Source organism: Zoogloea dura, from assembly GCF_012927165.1.
Lineage (GTDB): Bacteria > Pseudomonadota > Gammaproteobacteria > Burkholderiales > Rhodocyclaceae > Zoogloea > Zoogloea dura.
In genome coordinates this window covers 210217-228029 of sequence record NZ_JABBGA010000004.1, presented here as the reverse complement: position 1 = coordinate 228029, position 17813 = coordinate 210217, and the positions used below count along the sequence as shown (strand labels likewise).

The window sequence follows — 17813 nt, the reverse complement described above, 5'->3', positions numbered from 1 at the left end:
GTGGGTTGTTGGCCATCCAGAACAAGACAATTATGAGACACGTCATCTCCCTCCTGATCGAGAACGAAGCCGGCGCACTGTCGCGCGTCTCGGGGCTTTTTTCGGCCCGGGGCTACAACATTGAATCCCTGACGGTGGCGCCGACCGAGGACGCCTCCCTGTCCCGCATGACCATCGTGACCAGCGGTTCCGATGACGTCGTCGAGCAGATCACCAAGCAGTTGAACAAGCTGGTGGAAGTGGTGAAAGTGGTGGATCTCTCCGAGTCCGCCCACATCGAACGCGAGCTGATGCTCGTCAAGGTGCGCGCAACCGGCAAGGATCGTGAAGAAATGAAGCGTATGGCGGACATTTTCCGCGGGCGCATCATCGACGTGACTGACACCAGTTACGTCATCGAGCTGACCGGCAACCAGGCCAAGCTCGATTCCTTCGTCGGCGCCATCGACGCCGGGCTGATTCTCGAAACCGTGCGCTCCGGCATCTGCGGTGTCGGCCGAGGCGATCGGGTATTGAAAGTGTGATGCGGGGGACGGTGCCGGCCAGAGGCTGGCGCCCTCCCGCGATTTGCGACTCTTTGTGTCAGAAAGGCATGAAATGAAGGTTTTTTACGATAAGGATGCGGACCTCTCCCTGATCAAGGGCAAGCAGGTGACGATCGTTGGTTACGGTTCCCAGGGCCATGCCCACGCCCAGAACCTGAAGGAGTCCGGCGTCAATGTGACCGTCGGCCTGCGCAAGGATGGCGCCTCCTGGAACAAGGCCGTCAATGCCGGTCACAACGTTCAGGAAGTTGCAGAAGCCGTCAAGGCCGCCGATGTGGTCATGATCCTGCTGCCGGACGAATCCCAGCCCGACGTCTACAAGAATGACATCGCCCCGAACATGAAGCAGGGCGCCACCCTGGCGTTTGCTCACGGCTTCAACGTTCACTACAACCAGATCGTCCCCCGCGCCGACCTGGACGTGGTGATGGTTGCCCCCAAGGGCCCCGGTCACACCGTGCGCTCCGAGTACCTGAAGGGCGGCGGCGTGCCGACCCTGATCGCCGTGTACCAAGACAAGTCCGGCAAGGCCCGTGACATCGCCCTGTCCTACGCTGCTGCCAACGGCGGCACCAAGGGTGGCGTGATCGAGACCAACTTCCGCGAAGAGACCGAAACCGATCTGTTCGGCGAGCAGGCTGTGCTCTGTGGCGGCGCTGTCGAGCTGGTCAAGATGGGCTTCGAGACCCTGACCGAAGCCGGCTACGCTCCGGAAATGGCTTACTTCGAGTGTCTGCACGAGCTGAAGCTGATCGTCGACCTGATGTACGAAGGCGGCATCGCCAACATGAATTACTCCATCTCCAACAACGCGGAGTATGGCGAGTACGTGACCGGCACCGAAGTGATCAACGAGCAGTCCCGCGTTGCCATGCGCAATGCCCTGAAGCGCATCCAGACCGGTGAATACGCCAAGATGTTCATCCTGGAAGGCAAGACCAACTACCCGGCCATGACCGCCCGTCGTCGTCTGAACGCCGCCCACCCGATCGAAGTGGTCGGTGGTCAGCTGCGTGACATGATGCCGTGGATCAAGGCAAACAAGCTGGTCGACCAGTCCAAGAACTGATCGCTGCAGGCATGATTGCAACAAAAGGGGGACGGAAGTCCCCCTTTTGCTTTTGTGCTTTTGGTGTGGCGCGGGGGGGTTGGATGGTCAGTGCTGTTTTGCATCCTCATTCGCGCTTATAAGGTCTGGTATTTCTTGTGTCGAAATCGACTTTCGCATTGTGAATGCTCTTTGCCCTGGATCCCTCTTTTGGCGGACCTTTTCCCTTTGACATGGGGTAAGTCCTGATTCCGAAAGGCTTTGCGGGCAGCGCGCAATCGAATACCATCCGGTGCAGGATTTATTTCGGCCGATCCGTGCCACCAAGAGGAAAAGAAAATGCTGGTCAGTGAAATTCTCGCGATCAAGGGCAAGGTGCTGTTTACGGTTGCCTCCAACAAGACCCTCGCCGAGGCTGTTTCCATCATGACGGAGCAGGATGTGGGCTCGCTGGTGGTCTTTGACCGGGGGCGCATGGTGGGCCTTCTGACTTTCCGCGAGGTGTTGCTGGCAACCCAGCGTGCTGGAGCGGCCTGGGAGGCCTTGCCGGTCGAGGAGGCCATGCTCAAGGATCCCGTGGTCGCGGCGCTCAACATGGAAATGGACGAGTTGCGTCGCCAGATGGTTGAACATCATCAGCGCTATCTTCCTGTCATGGATGATTCCGTGCTGATGGGCGTGGTGTCTTTCCACGACGTAGCCAAGGCTGTGCTCGAAGAGCAGAGTTTCGAGAACCGGATGCTCAAGAACTACATCAGGAACTGGCCCGCTGAAGATCAGGCCTGATGTGCGGGGACGGCTTGAGCCGGTCCCCGGGAGTTTGCAGTAAAGATGGCCGCGCTGCGCAGGGGGCGGGCGGCCTGAAGAACAAGGCGCGGAAAGCGCCTGTCGAAAGGTATGTTGGGAGCCGGCATGTGATGCATGCCGGGCCGCCGGGGAGGGCGGGATCCTGCCGATGGCTGTGCCACGCATGTGGTCAGGTGTTGCAGGTCCGATCACCAACTACAAAGGAGACAAACGATGGACAAGATTTGGCTGAAAAGCTATCCCCCTGGTGTGCCCGCCGAGATCGATCCCGGGGAGTTCGCTTCCCTCGCCGATCTGTTCCACAAGAGCGTTGCGAAGTTTGCCGGGCGGACTGCCTACATCAATATGGGCAAGTCCATTTCCTATGCGGAACTGGATGTACTGTCGCGGCAGTTCGCCGGCTATCTCCAGGGAGAACTGGGGCTTGCTCCGGGTGCGCGGGTTGCCCTGATGATGCCCAATTGCCTGCAATACCCGATTGCGATGTTCGCGATCCTGCGGGCAGGGTTTGTCGTCGTGAATGTCAATCCGCTGTACACGGCGCGGGAGCTTGCCCACCAGCTCGGTGACGCTGGGTGCGAAGCCATCGTCATCATGGAGAACTTCGCGCATACGCTCCAGGAGGTGCGCGCCCATACGCAGATCCGGCATGTGGTGGTGACGGGGCTGGGAGATCTGCTGGGCTTTCCAAAGTCCCTGCTGGTCAATCTTGTGCTGCGCTACGTCAAGAAGATGGTGCCGGCCTGGGATCTGCCCGGCCATGTCGGGTTTCGGGATGCCCTCTCCCGGGGGCAGGCTCATGCCCTGCAACCGGTCAGGCTGACGCACGATGATCTGGCCTACCTCCAGTACACGGGCGGGACGACCGGTGTGGCCAAGGGGGCCATGCTGACACACGGCAATATCGTCTCCAACCTGCAGCAGGCCCACGCCTGGATCAGTCCCTGCGTGAAGGAGGGTGAGGAGGTCATCGTCACCGCCTTGCCGCTTTATCACATCTTTTCCCTCACGGCGAATTGCCTGACCTTCTTGAAGATTGGCGCGGCGAATGTGCTCATCACCAATCCACGGGATATTCCGGGGTTTGTTGCAGAGCTGGCCGCGCACCCCTTCACCGTCATCACGGGGGTCAATACCCTGTTCAATGCGCTGCTGAACAATGCCGAATTTGCAAAGCTGGATTTCTCCCGGCTGAAGGTTGCCCTCGGTGGCGGCATGGCTGTCCAGCAGGCAGTGGCGGATCGCTGGAAGGCGGTTACCGGTAAGCCTCTGGCGGAGGCCTATGGCCTTACGGAGACTTCGCCGGCGGTCTGCATCAATCCGCTGAATCTGCCCGAGTTCAATCACTCCATCGGCCTGCCGATCTCTTCGACCGACGTCAGCCTGCGCGACGATGAGGGCTATGAGGTGGCTATGGGGCTGCCCGGCGAGTTGTGCGTCAAGGGGCCGCAGGTGATGAAGGGCTACTACAATCGCCCCGAGGACACGGCACGTGCGTTCACCCATGATGGCTATCTGCGCACGGGGGATGTGGCGACCATCGATGCTGAGGGCTTCGTGCGGATCGTCGACCGCAAGAAGGACATGATCCTGGTGTCGGGCTTCAATGTGTATCCGAACGAGGTCGAGGATGTGGTGGCCAGCCATCCCGGAGTGATGGAGGTGGCTGCGCTGGGGGTGCCTGATGAGCACTCGGGTGAAGCAGTGAAGATCTTCGTGGTGCGCAAGGATCCAGCCCTGACGGCAGAGGCCTTGCTCGCCCATTGCCGGGAAGGCCTCACGGGCTACAAGGTGCCGAGATTCGTGGAGTTTCGCGACGAGTTGCCCAAGAGCAACGTGGGCAAGATCCTGCGGCGGGTGCTGAGGGATGGTTAATGTGTGTGATCGATTGCCCGGGGCAGGGTGCTGCGATGCAAAAAGGGCTTGTGTTTTGGAGCTGACATGCGAATAATCAATGCTTAGTCTTGTAGATGACCTCATGACCATTTTCGCCTTCGCCCTTCCTGTCGACGTCGTAGTAGTACGCGTAGTAAGCGTAGGCAGGCGCGCGTCGTAAGGGTCCAAGGCAGTCAAGAGTTAGGAATTTCAGACCCCCGCCGGCGCGCAACCGGCGGGGGTTTTGTCTTTTAGGCACACCCCACAGGCCGGAAAAGCGCATCGGCTTTCAAGTCCAAGGAGAAATCGATGTATCAAATGACTGGAGCAGACCTGATCGTGAAGCTGCTCGAGCGGCAGGGAATCAACACCATTGCCGGCGTGCCTGGCGGTGCGGCCCTGCCCATGTACGACGCCCTGTCGAAGAGCGAACAGATCCATCACGTGCTGTGCCGTCACGAGCAGGGCGCCGGCTTCATTGCCCAGGGCATGGCCCGCGTCTCCGGCCGTCCCGAGGTGTGCCTGGCCTCCAGTGGCCCGGGTGCCACCAACCTGATCACCGCCATCGCCGACGCCAAGCTCGATTCGATCCCCATGATCGCGCTGACCGGCCAGGTGCCCCTGTCCATGATCGGTACCGACGCCTTCCAGGAGGTCGATACCTATGGTCTGACCATACCCATCACCAAGCACAATTTCCTGGTCCGTTCGGCCAAGGAGCTGCTGACGGCCGTGCCGTCCGCCTTCCGCATCGCGATGTCCGATCGTCCGGGGCCGGTGCTGATCGACGTGCCTAAGGATGTCCAGAACCAGATGGTGAGCTTCGAGGAGTTCCCCGACGTGGTGGTGCCCGATGCGGCGCCCAGCTTCGACATCGCGGCGATCGAAGAGGCTGCCCGCATGATCGAGTCGGCGGAGCGTCCGGTGCTGTACCTGGGCGGCGGCGTGATCCACTCCGGCGCAGCCCACATGGCGGTCACCCTGGCGGAGCAGGCCTCCCTGCCGACCACCATGACCCTGATGGCACTGGGTGCGATGCCCATGGACCATCCGCTGTCCCTGGGCATGCTGGGCATGCACGGTGCCCGCTACACCAACTACGTTCTGGAAGAGGCCGACCTGCTGATCTGCGTCGGCGCGCGGTTTGATGATCGTGCCATCGGCAAGACCGCCGAGTTCTGTCCGAACGCGAAGATCATCCATATCGACATCGACCGCTCCGAGCTGCACAAGGTCAAGAACGCGCATGTGGCCATTGCTGGCGATGTGGGTCAGGTGCTCTCCGAGCTGCTGCCGCGCGTCAAGCCGCAACTGCGCAAGCGCTGGCTGTCCCACGTGGAGAGCCTCAAGGGGCGCTTCCCGCTGGCGATGCCCGGTGTCGACAATCCGCGTTCGCCCTATGGCCTGATCCACGCGGTCGCCAATTGCCTGGACGACAACGCGATCATCACCAGCGATGTGGGTCAGCACCAGATGTGGGTGGCCCAGGCCTATCCCTTCCGCCGTTCCCGCCAATGGCTCAACTCCGGTGGCCTCGGCACCATGGGCTTCGGCTTCCCGGCGGCCATCGGTGCGGCGCTGGCGGCGCCCGACCGCACGGTGGTGTGCTTCTCCGGTGACGGCAGCCTGAAGATGAACATCCAGGAGATGGCGACAGCTGCCCAGGAGAACGTCAACGTCAAGATCGTGCTGATGAACAACCAGTCCCTGGGGCTGGTGCACCAGCAGCAAAACCTGTTCTACGGCAAGCGCATCATGGCGTCCCGCTATGAGCGTCCGACCGACTTCCTGAAGATCGCTGACGGCTTCGGCATGCGCGCAGTGGATTTGGATCCGGCGCCGAACCCGCGTGTGACCCTGGCCGAGGCTCTCAATACCCCGGGCCCCTGCCTGATCCACGCCACGATCGATCCCAACGAATTCGTCTACCCGATGGTGCCGCCGGGTGCCGCCAACTCCGAGATGATCGGCTGAGCCCGAGGAGATAACACGATGTCCGAACAGAACACCAACCTTTCCGAATTCATCCCCGACGTTCCCGAGCACAACGGCTTCACCAAGGTCGTGCTCGAGCTGGGTGTGGCCAACCACCCGGGGGTGATGAGCCATATCTGTGGCCTGTTTGCCCGCCGTGCCTTCAACGTTGAAGGCATCCTGTGCATGCCGGTGGGAACGGGTGAAACCAGCCGCATCTGGCTGCTGATCTTCGAGGACGAGCGTCTGTCCAAGATGATCAAGCAGGTCGAGAAGCTGGAGGATGTGCTCTATGTTAATCAGCATGCCGGTGAGCACCCGGTCTTTGGCAGGCTCGACGAGTTCTTCCAGTAAGCGGCTGCAGTGCGCCGCCGGCCCCGTGCCGGCGGCGTGATAGACTCCGGCGCCTGACCTCGGCGTCGGTTTGTCTTTCTCCTTTTCGTCTTCGCGAGTCTTCCCATGTCCGGTAACTCCCTCGGTACGCTGTTCTGTGTCACGTCCTTCGGTGAATCCCATGGCCCGGCCATCGGTTGCGTGGTGGATGGTTGTCCGCCGGGGCTGGCCATCAGCGAGGCGGACATCCAGGCCGAGCTCGACCGGCGCAAGCCGGGCACTTCGCGCCACGTGACCCAGCGGCGTGAGCCGGATGCGGTGGAGATCCTGTCCGGTGTCTTCGAAGGCGTCACCACCGGTACCCCGATCGCGCTGTTGATCCGTAACCAGGACCAGCGCTCCAAGGACTACGGCAACATCGCCGAGAGCTTCCGCCCGGGGCATGCCGACTATGGCTACTGGCAAAAGTACGGGATCCGCGACCACCGTGGTGGTGGCCGTTCCTCCGCCCGGGAAACTGCGGTACGCGTGGCGGCTGGCGCGATTGCACGCAAGTGGCTGTTCGAGCGCTTCGGCGTGGTGATCCGCGGTTACATGGCCCAGCTCGGCCCCATCGAGATTCCCTTTGCGTCGTGGGACGAGGTCGATGGCAATGCCTTCTTCGCCCCCAATCAGGCCATCGTGCCCCAGCTCGAGTCCTACATGGACGACCTGCGCAAGTCGGGCGATTCCGTGGGTGCCCGCATCAACGTGGTGGCGACCGGTGTGCCGGTAGGCTGGGGCGAGCCGGTTTACGACCGCCTGGACGCGGACATCGCCTACGCCATGATGAGCATCAACGCCGTCAAGGGTGTGGAGATCGGTGCCGGCTTTGCCAGCGTGTCCCAGCTCGGTACCCAGCATTCCGACGAGATGAGCCCCGAGGGCTTTCTGTCCAACGAGTCCGGCGGTGTATTGGGTGGCATCTCGACGGGCCAGGACATCCTGGTCAGCATGGCGATCAAGCCGACCTCCAGCACCCGCCTCGATCGCCAGTCCATCAACAAGGCCGGCGAGGCGGTGGTGGTAAATACCCACGGGCGCCATGATCCCTGTGTGGGTATCCGGGCGACGCCCATTGCAGAATCCATGCTGGCCATCGTGCTGATGGATCATGCCCTGCGCCATCGGGCACAGAACGCCGATGTCGAATGCCCAACGCCCCGTATCGCGGGGCTTGCGCCGGGAGCCCGCCAGAGCGTGCCGTCCCCCCGGTCCAAGGATTGACGAGGGTCAACTTTGGCCATGCCTCAGCGGCGTAGAGTGGATTTCAAACGGGATCCGATTGACGAAGCTGGAGGAAGTGCATGGAGCAACACGATCTGCATCACGAGTTTCCCGAATACCGGGATCAGATTCACGTACTCAAGGTGTCGAACGGGCACTTCGCAAGACTGTTCGATGACTATCACATCCTGAATCGTCAGGTCGTCCGCGTCGAGATCAACGAAGATGTCGCCACGGATTTCGAGCTGGAAGAGCTGAAGAAGCGCCGCCTGAAGCTGAAGGATGAGTTGCACGGCATGCTGAAGGCTGTTGCTGCCGTTTGAACGCTGTATCCGGGTTGTGTCAAAGAGCGCCTCAGGGCGCTCTTCTTTTTGGAGGCGGGTGAGACACCGAACGATGATTCCCTACTGGCGGCTGTCCGGCTATTACTTCTTCTATTTCGCCTTCGTCGGGGCCTTCTCGCCGTATTTCGGCCTGTACCTCCAGTCCATCGGGCAGAGCGCGGCTCAGATCGCGGTGCTGATGTCCCTGATGTCGGTGATGCGGATGGTAGCGCCGACGCTGTGGGGCTGGTTGGCGGACCGCATGGGCGTCTGCACGCCCATCGTGCGCTTGTCGGCGCTCCTTTCCCTGGTGGGTTTCTCGGGTTTCCTGCTCACCGATGCCTATGCCTGGCTGTTCGTCAGCATGGCCCTGCTGGCCTTCTTCTGGAGCGCGGCCCTGCCGCTGGTTGAGACGCTGACCTTTGCCCACCTGAACGGCAGGGCGGGGCTCTACGGGAATATCCGGGTGTGGGGCTCGGTCGGTTTCATTCTGGCCGTGCTGGGGCTGGGCTACCTGCTCGATGGCCTGCCGGTGCGGGCGCTGCTGTGGATCACCCTGGCCGTGCTGGCCGGTATCCTGTTTTGTGCATTGACGATCCCGGAGGCGGGGCGGCCACGCACGCCTGCCGTACCGGTAGCCCTCGGCGAGATTCTCCGCCGTCCGGAAGTGCGGGCCCTGTTTGCCGCCTGTTTCTTCATGTCGGCCGCCCATGGGGCGCTGTACGTGTTCTATTCCCTGCACCTTGTTGCCCACGGTTACAGCAAGGCACTGGTGGGCTGGATGTGGGCGCTGGGAGTCGTTGCCGAGATCGCGGTCTTCATGGGAATGCCGCAGCTTCTCAAGGCGTTTTCCCTGCGGGGGTTGTTGATCTGGAGTTTTGCCGCGGCGGTGCTGCGCTTTGTGCTGATCGGCTGGGGGGCGGACTCCCTGTGGCTTCTCCTGCTGGCCCAGCTTCTGCACGGTGCAACCTTCGGCGCCTACCACGCGGCGGCCGTTGCGGCGGTCAATCGCTGGTTCGGCGTGCAGCACCAGGCTCGTGGTCAGGCGCTGTACGGAAGTATTTCTTTTGGTGCCGGCGGGATGATCGGCGGGCTGGTCAGCGGCTACACTTGGGAGTCTGTCGGGCCGGCCTGGACATATACGCTAGGTTCCCTGTTTGCCCTGCTGGGCTTGCTAGTGCTGGCATGGGGGTGGCGGCGGGGCGTGGGCGAGCCGCCCCGGGCACAATTCGAGTGAGGAAGACGTGACGCGCATGAAGTACCGATTGAAGGGCTTGTCGGGGCTGTTGCCCGCAGTTTTTGCCGTGGGCCTGATGACGGCCTGCCAGACGGTCCGGACCACCCAGACCGGCAATGTGGGCGTGGAGCGCTCGCAGATGATGATGGTGAGCTCCAGGGAGATGGAGTCCGCCGCCAGTCAGAGCTACCAGAAGATCATCCAGCAGGCGGGCCAGAAGAACGCCCTCAACCGCGACAAGGAGCAGGTGGAGCGGGTACGTGCCGTGGCGCGCCGCCTCATTCCGGCAACGGGGGCTTTCCGGCCGGATGCGCCCAACTGGCGCTGGGAGGTCAATGTCCTGTCCTCGAACGATCTCAACGCCTGGTGCATGGCGGGCGGCAAGATCGCCTTTTACTCCGGCATCATCGAGAAGCTGGACCTGACCGACGACGAGATCGCCGCCATCATGGGCCACGAGATCGCCCATGCCCTCCGGGAGCACGCGCGGGAACGCGCCTCCCAGGCGATGGTGACCAATCTCGGAGTGGCCGTGCTGGGTGCGGCGCTAGGGGTAGGGCAGGCCGGGACCGACCTGATCGGTTCGGTCGCCAAGGTGAGCTTCGAGCTGCCCAACAGCCGGGAGCACGAGACCGAGGCGGACCGCATCGGCGTGGAGCTGGCGGCCCGTGGTGGCTACGATCCGCGTGCGGCGGTCGTCCTCTGGCAGAAGATGGCGAAGGCCAACAGCAACCAGCCGCCCCAGTGGTTGTCTACCCATCCGTCCAATCAAAGTCGTCAGCAGGATCTTGCCCAGTACGCCGCTCGCGTGATGCCCCTCTACGAGCAAGCTACTCAGCACACGAAGCCTGTGAAATAATTAAGGTTTTTCCGCCCCTCTCAGTCCTTTCGCCCATGCAAGCGCAAACGCTTTACGAAAAACTCTGGTCGAGTCACGTGGTGCACGTCGAGGATGACGGCACGGCCCTGATCTACATCGACCGCCACCTGGTCCACGAAGTCACCAGCCCGCAGGCCTTCGAGGGCCTCAAGCTGGCCGGCCGCAAGCCCTGGCGCGTGGACTCCATCGTCGCGACGGCGGACCACAACACCCCGACCGACCATTGGGAGCAGGGCATCCTGGATCCGGTTTCCCGTCAGCAGGTGGAAACCCTGGACAGCAACATCCGTGAAGTCGGCGCACTGGCCTATTTCCCCTTCAAGGACGAGCGTCAGGGGATCGTGCACGTGATCGGACCTGAGAACGGCGCCACCCTGCCGGGCATGACGGTCGTCTGCGGTGACTCCCATACCTCGACCCACGGCGCCTTTGCCTGTCTGGCTCATGGCATCGGCACGTCCGAGGTCGAGCACGTGATGGCCACCCAGTGCCTGCTGCAGAAGAAGTCGAAGACCATGCTGATCCGTGTTGATGGTCAGCTGGGTGCGGGCGTCACCGCCAAGGACGTCGTCCTCGCCATCATCGGCAGGATCGGCACCGCGGGCGGCACCGGCTACGCCATCGAGTTCGGCGGCAGTGCCATCCGTGCCCTGACCATGGAAGGCCGCATGACCATCTGCAACATGGCCATCGAAGCCGGTGCGCGCGCCGGGCTGGTGGGCGTGGATGAGCAGACGGTTGCCTACCTCAAGGATCGGCCCTTCTCGCCGAAGGGCGAGCAGTGGGACCGGGCGGTCGCCTACTGGCGTACCCTGCACTCCGACGCGGGTGCGGTGTTTGACTGTGTCGTCGAGCTGAATGCGGCCGAGATCAAGCCGCAGGTCACCTGGGGGACCTCACCCGAGATGGTCGCCCCGATCGACGGCATCGTGCCGGACCCCACCCTCGAGAAGGATCCGGTCAAGCGCGAGGGCATGGAGCGGGCGCTGCAGTACATGGGCCTCAATCCGCGTACGCCGATCAAGAACATCGCCATCGACAAGGTCTTCATCGGCTCCTGCACCAACTCGCGCATCGAGGACCTGCGTGCCGCCGCCTTTGTGGCGCGGGGGCGCCGCAAGGCCGACAACGTCAGGCTGGTGCTGGTTGTGCCGGGCTCCGGCCTGGTCAAGCGTCAGGCCGAGGCTGAGGGCCTGGACAAGATCTTCGTCGCCGCCGGTTTCGAGTGGCGGGAGCCGGGCTGCTCCATGTGCCTGGCCATGAACGCCGACCGGCTGGAGCCGGGCGAGCGCTGTGCCTCCACCTCCAACCGCAACTTTGAAGGCCGCCAGGGCGCGGGTGGGCGTACTCACCTGGTCAGTCCGGCCATGGCTGCGGCTGCGGCGATCGCCGGGCATTTCGCCGACGTGCGCGAACTGGCCTGAAGCGTGGAGACGAGAGCATGCGTGCATTCATGATGCTGCTTGGCGTGTGTGCCGTGGTTGTCCTGGGCGGTTGCAATACTGTCCAGGGCCTTGGCAAGGATATTGAAAAGGGTGGTGAAGCCATCCAGAAGGTAGCGAAGTAAGATGAATCCCTTCCGCAAACTCGACGGTCTCGTGGCGCCGATGGACCGCGCCAACGTGGATACCGACGCAATCATTCCGAAGCAGTTCCTGAAGTCCATCAAGCGCAGCGGCTTCGGCCCCAACCTCTTTGATGAGTGGCGCTACCTGGATGTCGGTCAGCCGGGGCAGGACAACACCCACCGTCCCCGCAACCCGGACTTCGTGCTCAACCAGCCGCGCTACCAGGGTGCCCAGATCCTGCTGACCCGTGACAACTTCGGTTGTGGCAGCTCCCGCGAGCACGCCCCCTGGGCGCTGGAAGACTTCGGTTTCCGGGTGCTCATAGGCCCGAGCTTTGCCGACATCTTCTTCAACAACTGCTTCAAGAACGGCTTGCTGCCGATCAAGCTCGACGCGGCCGAAGTGGAGTGGCTGTTTGCCCAGTGCCTCGGCACCGAAGGCTATCGCCTATCGGTCGATCTGGAGGCCCTGACCATCACGCGGCCCGACGGCAAGGCGATTCCGTTCAACGTGGACCCCTTCCGCCGTGAATGTCTGCTCAATGGTTGGGACGACATCGGCCTGACCCTGCGTCACGCCGACAAGATCCGCGAGTACGAAGCCCGTCGTCGCATCGAGCAGCCCTGGCTCTTTGCCTGACCGCCTGCCGGCCCCCGGGCCGGCGCCAACCACCAGAAAAAATAGAAAGACATAATGAAGATCTGCGTTCTGCCGGGTGACGGCATTGGTCCCGAAATCATGGAGCAGGCCCTGCGCGTGCTCGAGGCCCTGCGTGGCGACGGTTTCAACTTCGAAGTGGAGACCGCCCTGATCGGCGGCAGCGCCGTGGATGCCACCGGCACGCCCTATCCCGAAGCCACCAGCAAGGCCGCCAAGGCTGCCGATGCCATCCTGCTGGGTGCGGTGGGTGGTCCCAAGTGGGACACGCTGCCCCGCGAGCAGCGCCCCGAGCGCGGCCTGCTGGCCATCCGCAAGGAGCTGAACCTGTTCGCCAACCTGCGCCCGGCGATCCTCTATCCCGAACTGGCCAACGCCTCCACCCTCAAGCCCGAGGTCGTGGCCGGCCTGGACATCCTGATCGTGCGCGAGCTGACCGGTGACATCTATTTCGGCCAGCCTCGTGGCGTGCGTGAAGAGAATGGCGAGCGCGTCGGCTTCAACACCATGGTGTACTCGGAGTCCGAGATCCGCCGTATCGGCAAGGTGGCCTTCGAGGCTGCCCGCAAGCGTGGCAAGAAGCTGTGCTCGGTGGACAAGATGAACGTGCTCGAAGCCACCCAGCTGTGGCGCGACGTGATGATCGAGATCTCCGCCGACTACCCGGACGTGGAGCTCTCCCACATGCTGGTGGACAACGCCGCCATGCAGCTGGTGCGGGCGCCGAAGCAGTTTGACGTGATGGTCACTGGCAACATGTTCGGCGACATCCTGTCGGACGAGGCTTCCATGCTCACCGGCTCCATCGGCATGCTGCCGTCCGCCTCGCTGGACGCGAACAACAAGGGCCTGTACGAGCCCAGCCACGGTTCTGCGCCCGACATCGCCGGCAAGGGTCTGGCCAATCCGCTGGCCACCATTCTGTCTGCCGCGATGATGCTGCGCTATACCTTCAATCTGGAGGCCCAGGCGCTGCGTATCGAAAATGCCGTGAAGAAAGTGTTGGCCGCCGGTTATCGCACCGGCGACATCTACGAGGCGGGCACCCGCCAGGTCGGCACCAGGGAAATGGGCGACGCGGTCATCGCTGCGCTGTAGGTCATTACTAGAAAACTATCGAGTCTGATCGGGGATCAATATGAAAAGAGTGGGTCTGGTTGGCTGGCGTGGCATGGTCGGTTCCGTGCTCATGCAGCGCATGCGTGAAGAGAACGACTTTGCACTGATCGAGCCGGTGTTCTTCACCACCTCCAATCCGGGCGGCAAGGCGCCGAACTTTGGCAAGGAGGCTCCTGCGCTCAAGGATGCCAAGAGCATTGACGAGCTGAAGGCGATGGACATCGTCATCACCTGTCAGGGCGGCGACTACACCAGCGAGGTCTACCCCAAGCTGCGCGCTGCCGGCTGGGCCGGCCACTGGATCGATGCGGCCTCGACCCTGCGCATGGAGAAGCAGGCGGTGATCATCCTTGATCCGGTCAACATGAACGTGATCAAGGATTCCCTGGCCAAGGGCGGTCGTGACTGGGTTGGCGGCAACTGTACCGTGTCCCTGATGCTGATGGCCCTGGGCGGCCTTTTCCAGCGTGACCTGGTGGAGTGGGCGACCTCCATGACCTACCAGGCGGCTTCCGGCGCCGGTGCGCAGAACATGCGCGAACTGCTGTCCCAGATGGGCGAACTCAACCGCTCGGTCAAGGAGCTGCTGGACGATCCCGCCTCCGCGATCCTCGATATCGACCGCGAAGTGGCTGGCACCATGCGTGACGATGCCTTCCCGGCCTCCAACTTTGGCGTGCCGCTGGCCGGCTCCCTGATTCCCTGGATCGACAAGGATCTCGGTAATGGTCAGTCGAAGGAAGAGTGGAAGGGCGGCGTCGAAACCAACAAGATCCTCGGTCGGGGGGACGGCTTCGGCACGCCCGCCGTGCCCATCGACGGACTCTGCGTGCGGATCGGCGCAATGCGTTGCCACAGCCAGGCGCTGACGCTCAAGCTGCGCAAGGACATCCCCATCGACGAAATCGAAGGCCTGCTGGCAACGGCGAATGACTGGGTCAAGGTTGTGCCGAATCAGCGCGACATCACCATGCGCGATTTGACCCCGACCGCCGTGACCGGCACCCTGACGGTGCCCGTGGGTCGTCTGCGCAAGCTGGCCATGGGCGGTGAGTATCTGTCCGCCTTCACGGTTGGCGACCAGCTGCTGTGGGGGGCGGCCGAGCCCCTGCGGCGTATGCTGCGAGTCCTCCTCGAGGATTGACGTAATTAAAGATGGCGGCTTCGGCCGCCATTTTTAATTTATTTCGCGTTGGTGGGGAACTTCAAAAATACCTTGAACTTGCCTCCCCAAACCCATGATGTTATGTTCATCTCCAACTCGATTTCGATGACCCGCATTCGTGCATAAGAACCTTGTGAAAAGTCGGCTCAAACGCACCCTCCTCGCGGCTTCCATCGGTGCGCTCTCTTTGGGCGCCCATGCCGCTGGCCTAGGGAAAATCACTGTTCTCAGCGGGCTGGGACAGCCGCTCCGGGCGGAGGTCGAAATCTCTGCCACGCCGGAAGAACTTCAGAACATGACGGCGCGCTTGGCGTCTTCAGAGGCTTTCCGGCAGGCCGGTATTGATTTCTCGCCATCCGTCAGCGGATTGCGCATGTCAATCGAGCGGCGGGCGGGTGGTGCCATTGTCCGGGTCACGAGTGAACGACCGGTCAATGAGCCCTTCGTCGATATGCTGGTCGAACTCAATTGGGCGGCGGGTCGCCTGATTCGCGAATATACATTCCTGCTCGATCCTCCCGATGTGGGTGGTGGGCGGGTGGCCGCTGTACCGGTTGCGAGTCCCGAGCTGCGCCAGGGGCCGCAGGCTATGCCGGTGGCACGGCCTGCGAGGGCGACAGCTCCCCGCGTGGCAAGGCCTGCAGCCCAGGGGCCTGCCGGAGGGCGCTCCTACACCGTGCAGGTGGGGGATACCCTCAACCGGATCGCGGCCGAGAATCGCCCCGAAGGTGTCTCGATGGAGCAGATGCTCCTGGCACTGTTCCAGGGTAATCGCGGGGCCTTCGAAGCCGATGACATGAACCGCCTGCAGGCGGGCAAGATCCTCCGGATTCCCGATGCCGACACCGTCCGGCAGGTGGCAGGTGATGCTTCCCGGCAGCAGGTCGTTGCACATTCGGCTGATTTCGGGCGTTATCGCCGCCGTCTGGCCGAGCAGGCGGCTGCCGCTCCGGCCAAGGAAGCGCCGGCGCAGCAGGGTAGCGGGGGCCGTATCGGCGCCAAGGTTGAAGACCGGGCGCCCGCCGTGCTGGGCGCCTCCGATCAGCTCAAGGTCTCCAAGAGCGAGGAGGGGGGCAAGTCCGGCGCTGCTGCGGGCAGCGACAAGTCCGGTGCGCGTCTGCAGGCTCTTGAGGAAGATCTTGTCTCACGCGACAAGGCCCTGCGTGAAGCGAACACCCGTCTGGCCGAGTTGGAAAAGAGCATCAAGGAGCTCCAGCGTCTCGTCGAATTGAAGAGCCAGGGGCTGGCCCAGATCCAGCCCGAGGCTGCAGCTCCTGCCGCTGCTCCGGCTGCTGCGAATCCGGTTCCGGCGGCTGCTCAGCCGCCTGCCGAGGCCCCCGAGAAAGCCGAAGCTCCGAAGCCCGTCGAGGCGCCGGCTGCCGATCCCAAGCCTGCCCCCGAGCCCAAGCCGGTGCCGCCTCCCGAGCCGCCGAAGGCCCCCGAGCCCCCGGCTGCCGCGCCAGAGGACATGTCCCTGCTGTTCGGCGGTGGCGGGATCCTGGCCCTGCTGCTGGGCTGGGGCGCCTACAAGTTCCGGCAGCGCCGGAATGCGGCCGGAGCTCCGACCACCACGCCTGTGCTGTCCGAGTTCAATGAAGGCGCGAACTCCGTGTTCAGCAGCGCGGGCGGGCAGAGCGTGGATACCGGAAGCAGCAGCCTGATCCAGACCGACTTCAGCCAGTCGGGCCTGTCGTCCATCGATACGGATGAAGGTGTGGATCCGGTTGCAGAGGCCGATGTTTACATGGCTTACGGGCGCGATGCCCAGGCTGAGGAGATCCTGCTCGATGCGCTCAAGACCGATCCCGGTCGTACCGGGGTGCATTTGAAGCTGCTCGAGATCTATGCTCAGCGCAAGAACCTCAAGCAGTTCGAGACCACGGCAACCGAGCTGTATTCACTGACCGGCGGCAATGGCCCCGATTGGGAGAAAGCGGCAGCCCTCGGGCGCAAGTTTGATCCAGACAGTCCGCTGTACCGCGTTCCGGTGCCGGGAGCTGCGCCTGTCGCAGCGGCTGCGCCGGCAGTTGCGGCGGCAGCCAGCTTTGCTCAGGCCGAAGCCCGGCCGGCGCCGCTGGAGCCGGTCCGCGATCCCATGCCGGCCTCCCTCAGCGATGATCCGCTGGAGTCTCCGTCCCAGCTCAAGGATACATGGGCGCTGCCTGGCGAACTCAATCAGTATGCAAGCCTTGAAGATATTGACAGGGCGGTTGCCTCGTCCGGCCCGGCCACCATTTCTCCGGCCATGCCGGATACCTCTGTTCTGGATTTCGATCTGGACCTGAGTGCAGCGGGTACCGTCGAGGCGGCATCGGCCAACAAGCCCACCTCGGTGGGTGAGGCGGCCAGTGGAGGCCTCGATTTCGATCTCGGCTTCGACATGCCGTCCGCCCAGCAGCCGCCTCTTGGGGCGACGGTGGTGGCGGGGGATCACTTTCCCCTGAATCTCGAGGCCACGTCGACCCAGGCCCCGCGGGTTGGTGCCGATTTCAGCCTGCCTGATCCCAGCGATCTCGATTTTGAGATCAGCTCCGAATTTGGTGAGCATCAGCCCATCGCACGTGCTGAACCCACGGTTGATGTGGATCTCACTGCAACGCTGGCTGATGAAGCCATTGGCATGCCGGTTGACACGGCAACCGTCGATCTCGAGAAAACCAGCTTTGACAGCAGCCTGCTCGATTTCGATTTCGAACTCGACGACAAGGCGGGTGAGGAGTTGACGAGCACCCGACCGATGGCGCCGATCTCCTCCCTGGACTCCATCGACCTGGAACTTGGCAAGTCTGCGGCGGCGCCGTTCGAGCTCGAGCTGCCGGATCCAGGCCCGCCGACCGAGCCTCCCCTCGATCTCGACCTGCATCAGGAGGTGGCGACCAAGCTTGAACTGGCGCGGGCCTATGAGGAAATGGGCGACAAGGATGGCGCCAGGGAGCTGGTCGAGGAGGTGTTGAAGGAAGGTAACGGGCGCCAGAAGGACGAAGCCCAGGCCATTCTCGCCCGCCTCGTCTGAGGG

At 62.9% G+C, this 17813-nt stretch carries 16 protein-coding genes; all 16 read left to right on the top strand.

Annotated features, from left to right (window positions below; all coding sequences use genetic code 11):
- The first annotated feature begins 32 nt into the window (after nucleotides 1-32).
- The 16 genes from ilvN (HHL15_RS07210) to HHL15_RS07135 all read left to right on the top strand — a co-directional run bounded on the left by ilvN (HHL15_RS07210) (nucleotide 33) and on the right by HHL15_RS07135 (nucleotide 17810).
- Entirely contained in the window at nucleotides 33-524 is a 492-nt protein-coding gene (gene ilvN / locus HHL15_RS07210; protein WP_169145282.1) for an acetolactate synthase small subunit, read from the top strand.
- 73 nt (nucleotides 525-597) lie between these two features.
- Nucleotides 598-1614: a ketol-acid reductoisomerase gene (ilvC, locus tag HHL15_RS07205; protein WP_169145151.1), complete on the top strand. Its 1017-nt coding sequence runs from the start codon at nucleotides 598-600 to the stop codon at nucleotides 1612-1614.
- Nucleotides 1615-1932: 318 nt separating this feature from the next.
- The gene (locus tag HHL15_RS07200) at nucleotides 1933-2379 is read left to right on the top strand and encodes a CBS domain-containing protein (protein ID WP_169145150.1); all 447 of its coding nucleotides are present in this window, start codon (nucleotides 1933-1935) and stop codon (nucleotides 2377-2379) included.
- 234 nt (nucleotides 2380-2613) lie between these two features.
- Entirely contained in the window at nucleotides 2614-4275 is a 1662-nt protein-coding gene (locus HHL15_RS07195) for a long-chain-fatty-acid--CoA ligase (protein WP_169145149.1), read from the top strand.
- Nucleotides 4276-4584: 309 nt separating this feature from the next.
- On the top strand, nucleotides 4585-6249 hold the full coding sequence (ilvB, locus tag HHL15_RS07190) for an acetolactate synthase large subunit (RefSeq protein WP_169145148.1): 1665 nt from the start codon (nucleotides 4585-4587) through the stop codon (nucleotides 6247-6249).
- A gap of 18 nt (nucleotides 6250-6267) precedes the next feature.
- On the top strand, nucleotides 6268-6603 hold the full coding sequence (gene ilvN, locus HHL15_RS07185) for an acetolactate synthase small subunit (RefSeq protein ID WP_169145147.1): 336 nt from the start codon (nucleotides 6268-6270) through the stop codon (nucleotides 6601-6603).
- Nucleotides 6604-6708: 105 nt separating this feature from the next.
- Nucleotides 6709-7848, top strand: coding sequence for a chorismate synthase (aroC, locus tag HHL15_RS07180; RefSeq protein WP_169145146.1), 1140 nt, complete (start codon nucleotides 6709-6711; stop codon nucleotides 7846-7848).
- A gap of 80 nt (nucleotides 7849-7928) precedes the next feature.
- Nucleotides 7929-8171, top strand: coding sequence for a YdcH family protein (locus HHL15_RS07175; protein ID WP_169145145.1), 243 nt, complete (start codon nucleotides 7929-7931; stop codon nucleotides 8169-8171).
- A 73-nt stretch (nucleotides 8172-8244) separates the two neighbouring features.
- On the top strand, nucleotides 8245-9408 hold the full coding sequence (locus HHL15_RS07170; protein WP_169145144.1) for an MFS transporter: 1164 nt from the start codon (nucleotides 8245-8247) through the stop codon (nucleotides 9406-9408).
- Between the two features lie 16 nt (nucleotides 9409-9424).
- Entirely contained in the window at nucleotides 9425-10267 is an 843-nt protein-coding gene (locus HHL15_RS07165) for a M48 family metallopeptidase (RefSeq protein ID WP_235943274.1), read from the top strand.
- A 35-nt stretch (nucleotides 10268-10302) separates the two neighbouring features.
- A complete protein-coding gene (gene leuC, locus HHL15_RS07160) occupies nucleotides 10303-11712 on the top strand; it encodes a 3-isopropylmalate dehydratase large subunit (RefSeq protein WP_169145143.1) in 1410 nt (469 codons plus the stop codon).
- A 17-nt stretch (nucleotides 11713-11729) separates the two neighbouring features.
- Entirely contained in the window at nucleotides 11730-11855 is a 126-nt protein-coding gene (locus HHL15_RS07155; RefSeq protein ID WP_169145142.1) for an entericidin A/B family lipoprotein, read from the top strand.
- Between the two features lies 1 nt (nucleotide 11856).
- Nucleotides 11857-12495, top strand: a complete 639-nt coding sequence (leuD, locus tag HHL15_RS07150) for a 3-isopropylmalate dehydratase small subunit (RefSeq protein WP_169145141.1) — start codon at nucleotides 11857-11859, stop codon at nucleotides 12493-12495.
- Nucleotides 12496-12549: 54 nt separating this feature from the next.
- A complete protein-coding gene (leuB, locus tag HHL15_RS07145; protein ID WP_169145140.1) occupies nucleotides 12550-13611 on the top strand; it encodes a 3-isopropylmalate dehydrogenase in 1062 nt (353 codons plus the stop codon).
- A gap of 40 nt (nucleotides 13612-13651) precedes the next feature.
- Nucleotides 13652-14776, top strand: coding sequence for an aspartate-semialdehyde dehydrogenase (asd, locus tag HHL15_RS07140; protein WP_169145139.1), 1125 nt, complete (start codon nucleotides 13652-13654; stop codon nucleotides 14774-14776).
- Between the two features lie 139 nt (nucleotides 14777-14915).
- Nucleotides 14916-17810 carry a FimV/HubP family polar landmark protein gene (locus tag HHL15_RS07135; protein ID WP_456243184.1) on the top strand — a complete coding sequence of 965 codons (2895 nt, stop codon included), beginning with the start codon at nucleotides 14916-14918 and terminating at the stop codon, nucleotides 17808-17810.
- The last annotated feature ends 3 nt before the right edge of the window (nucleotides 17811-17813 follow it).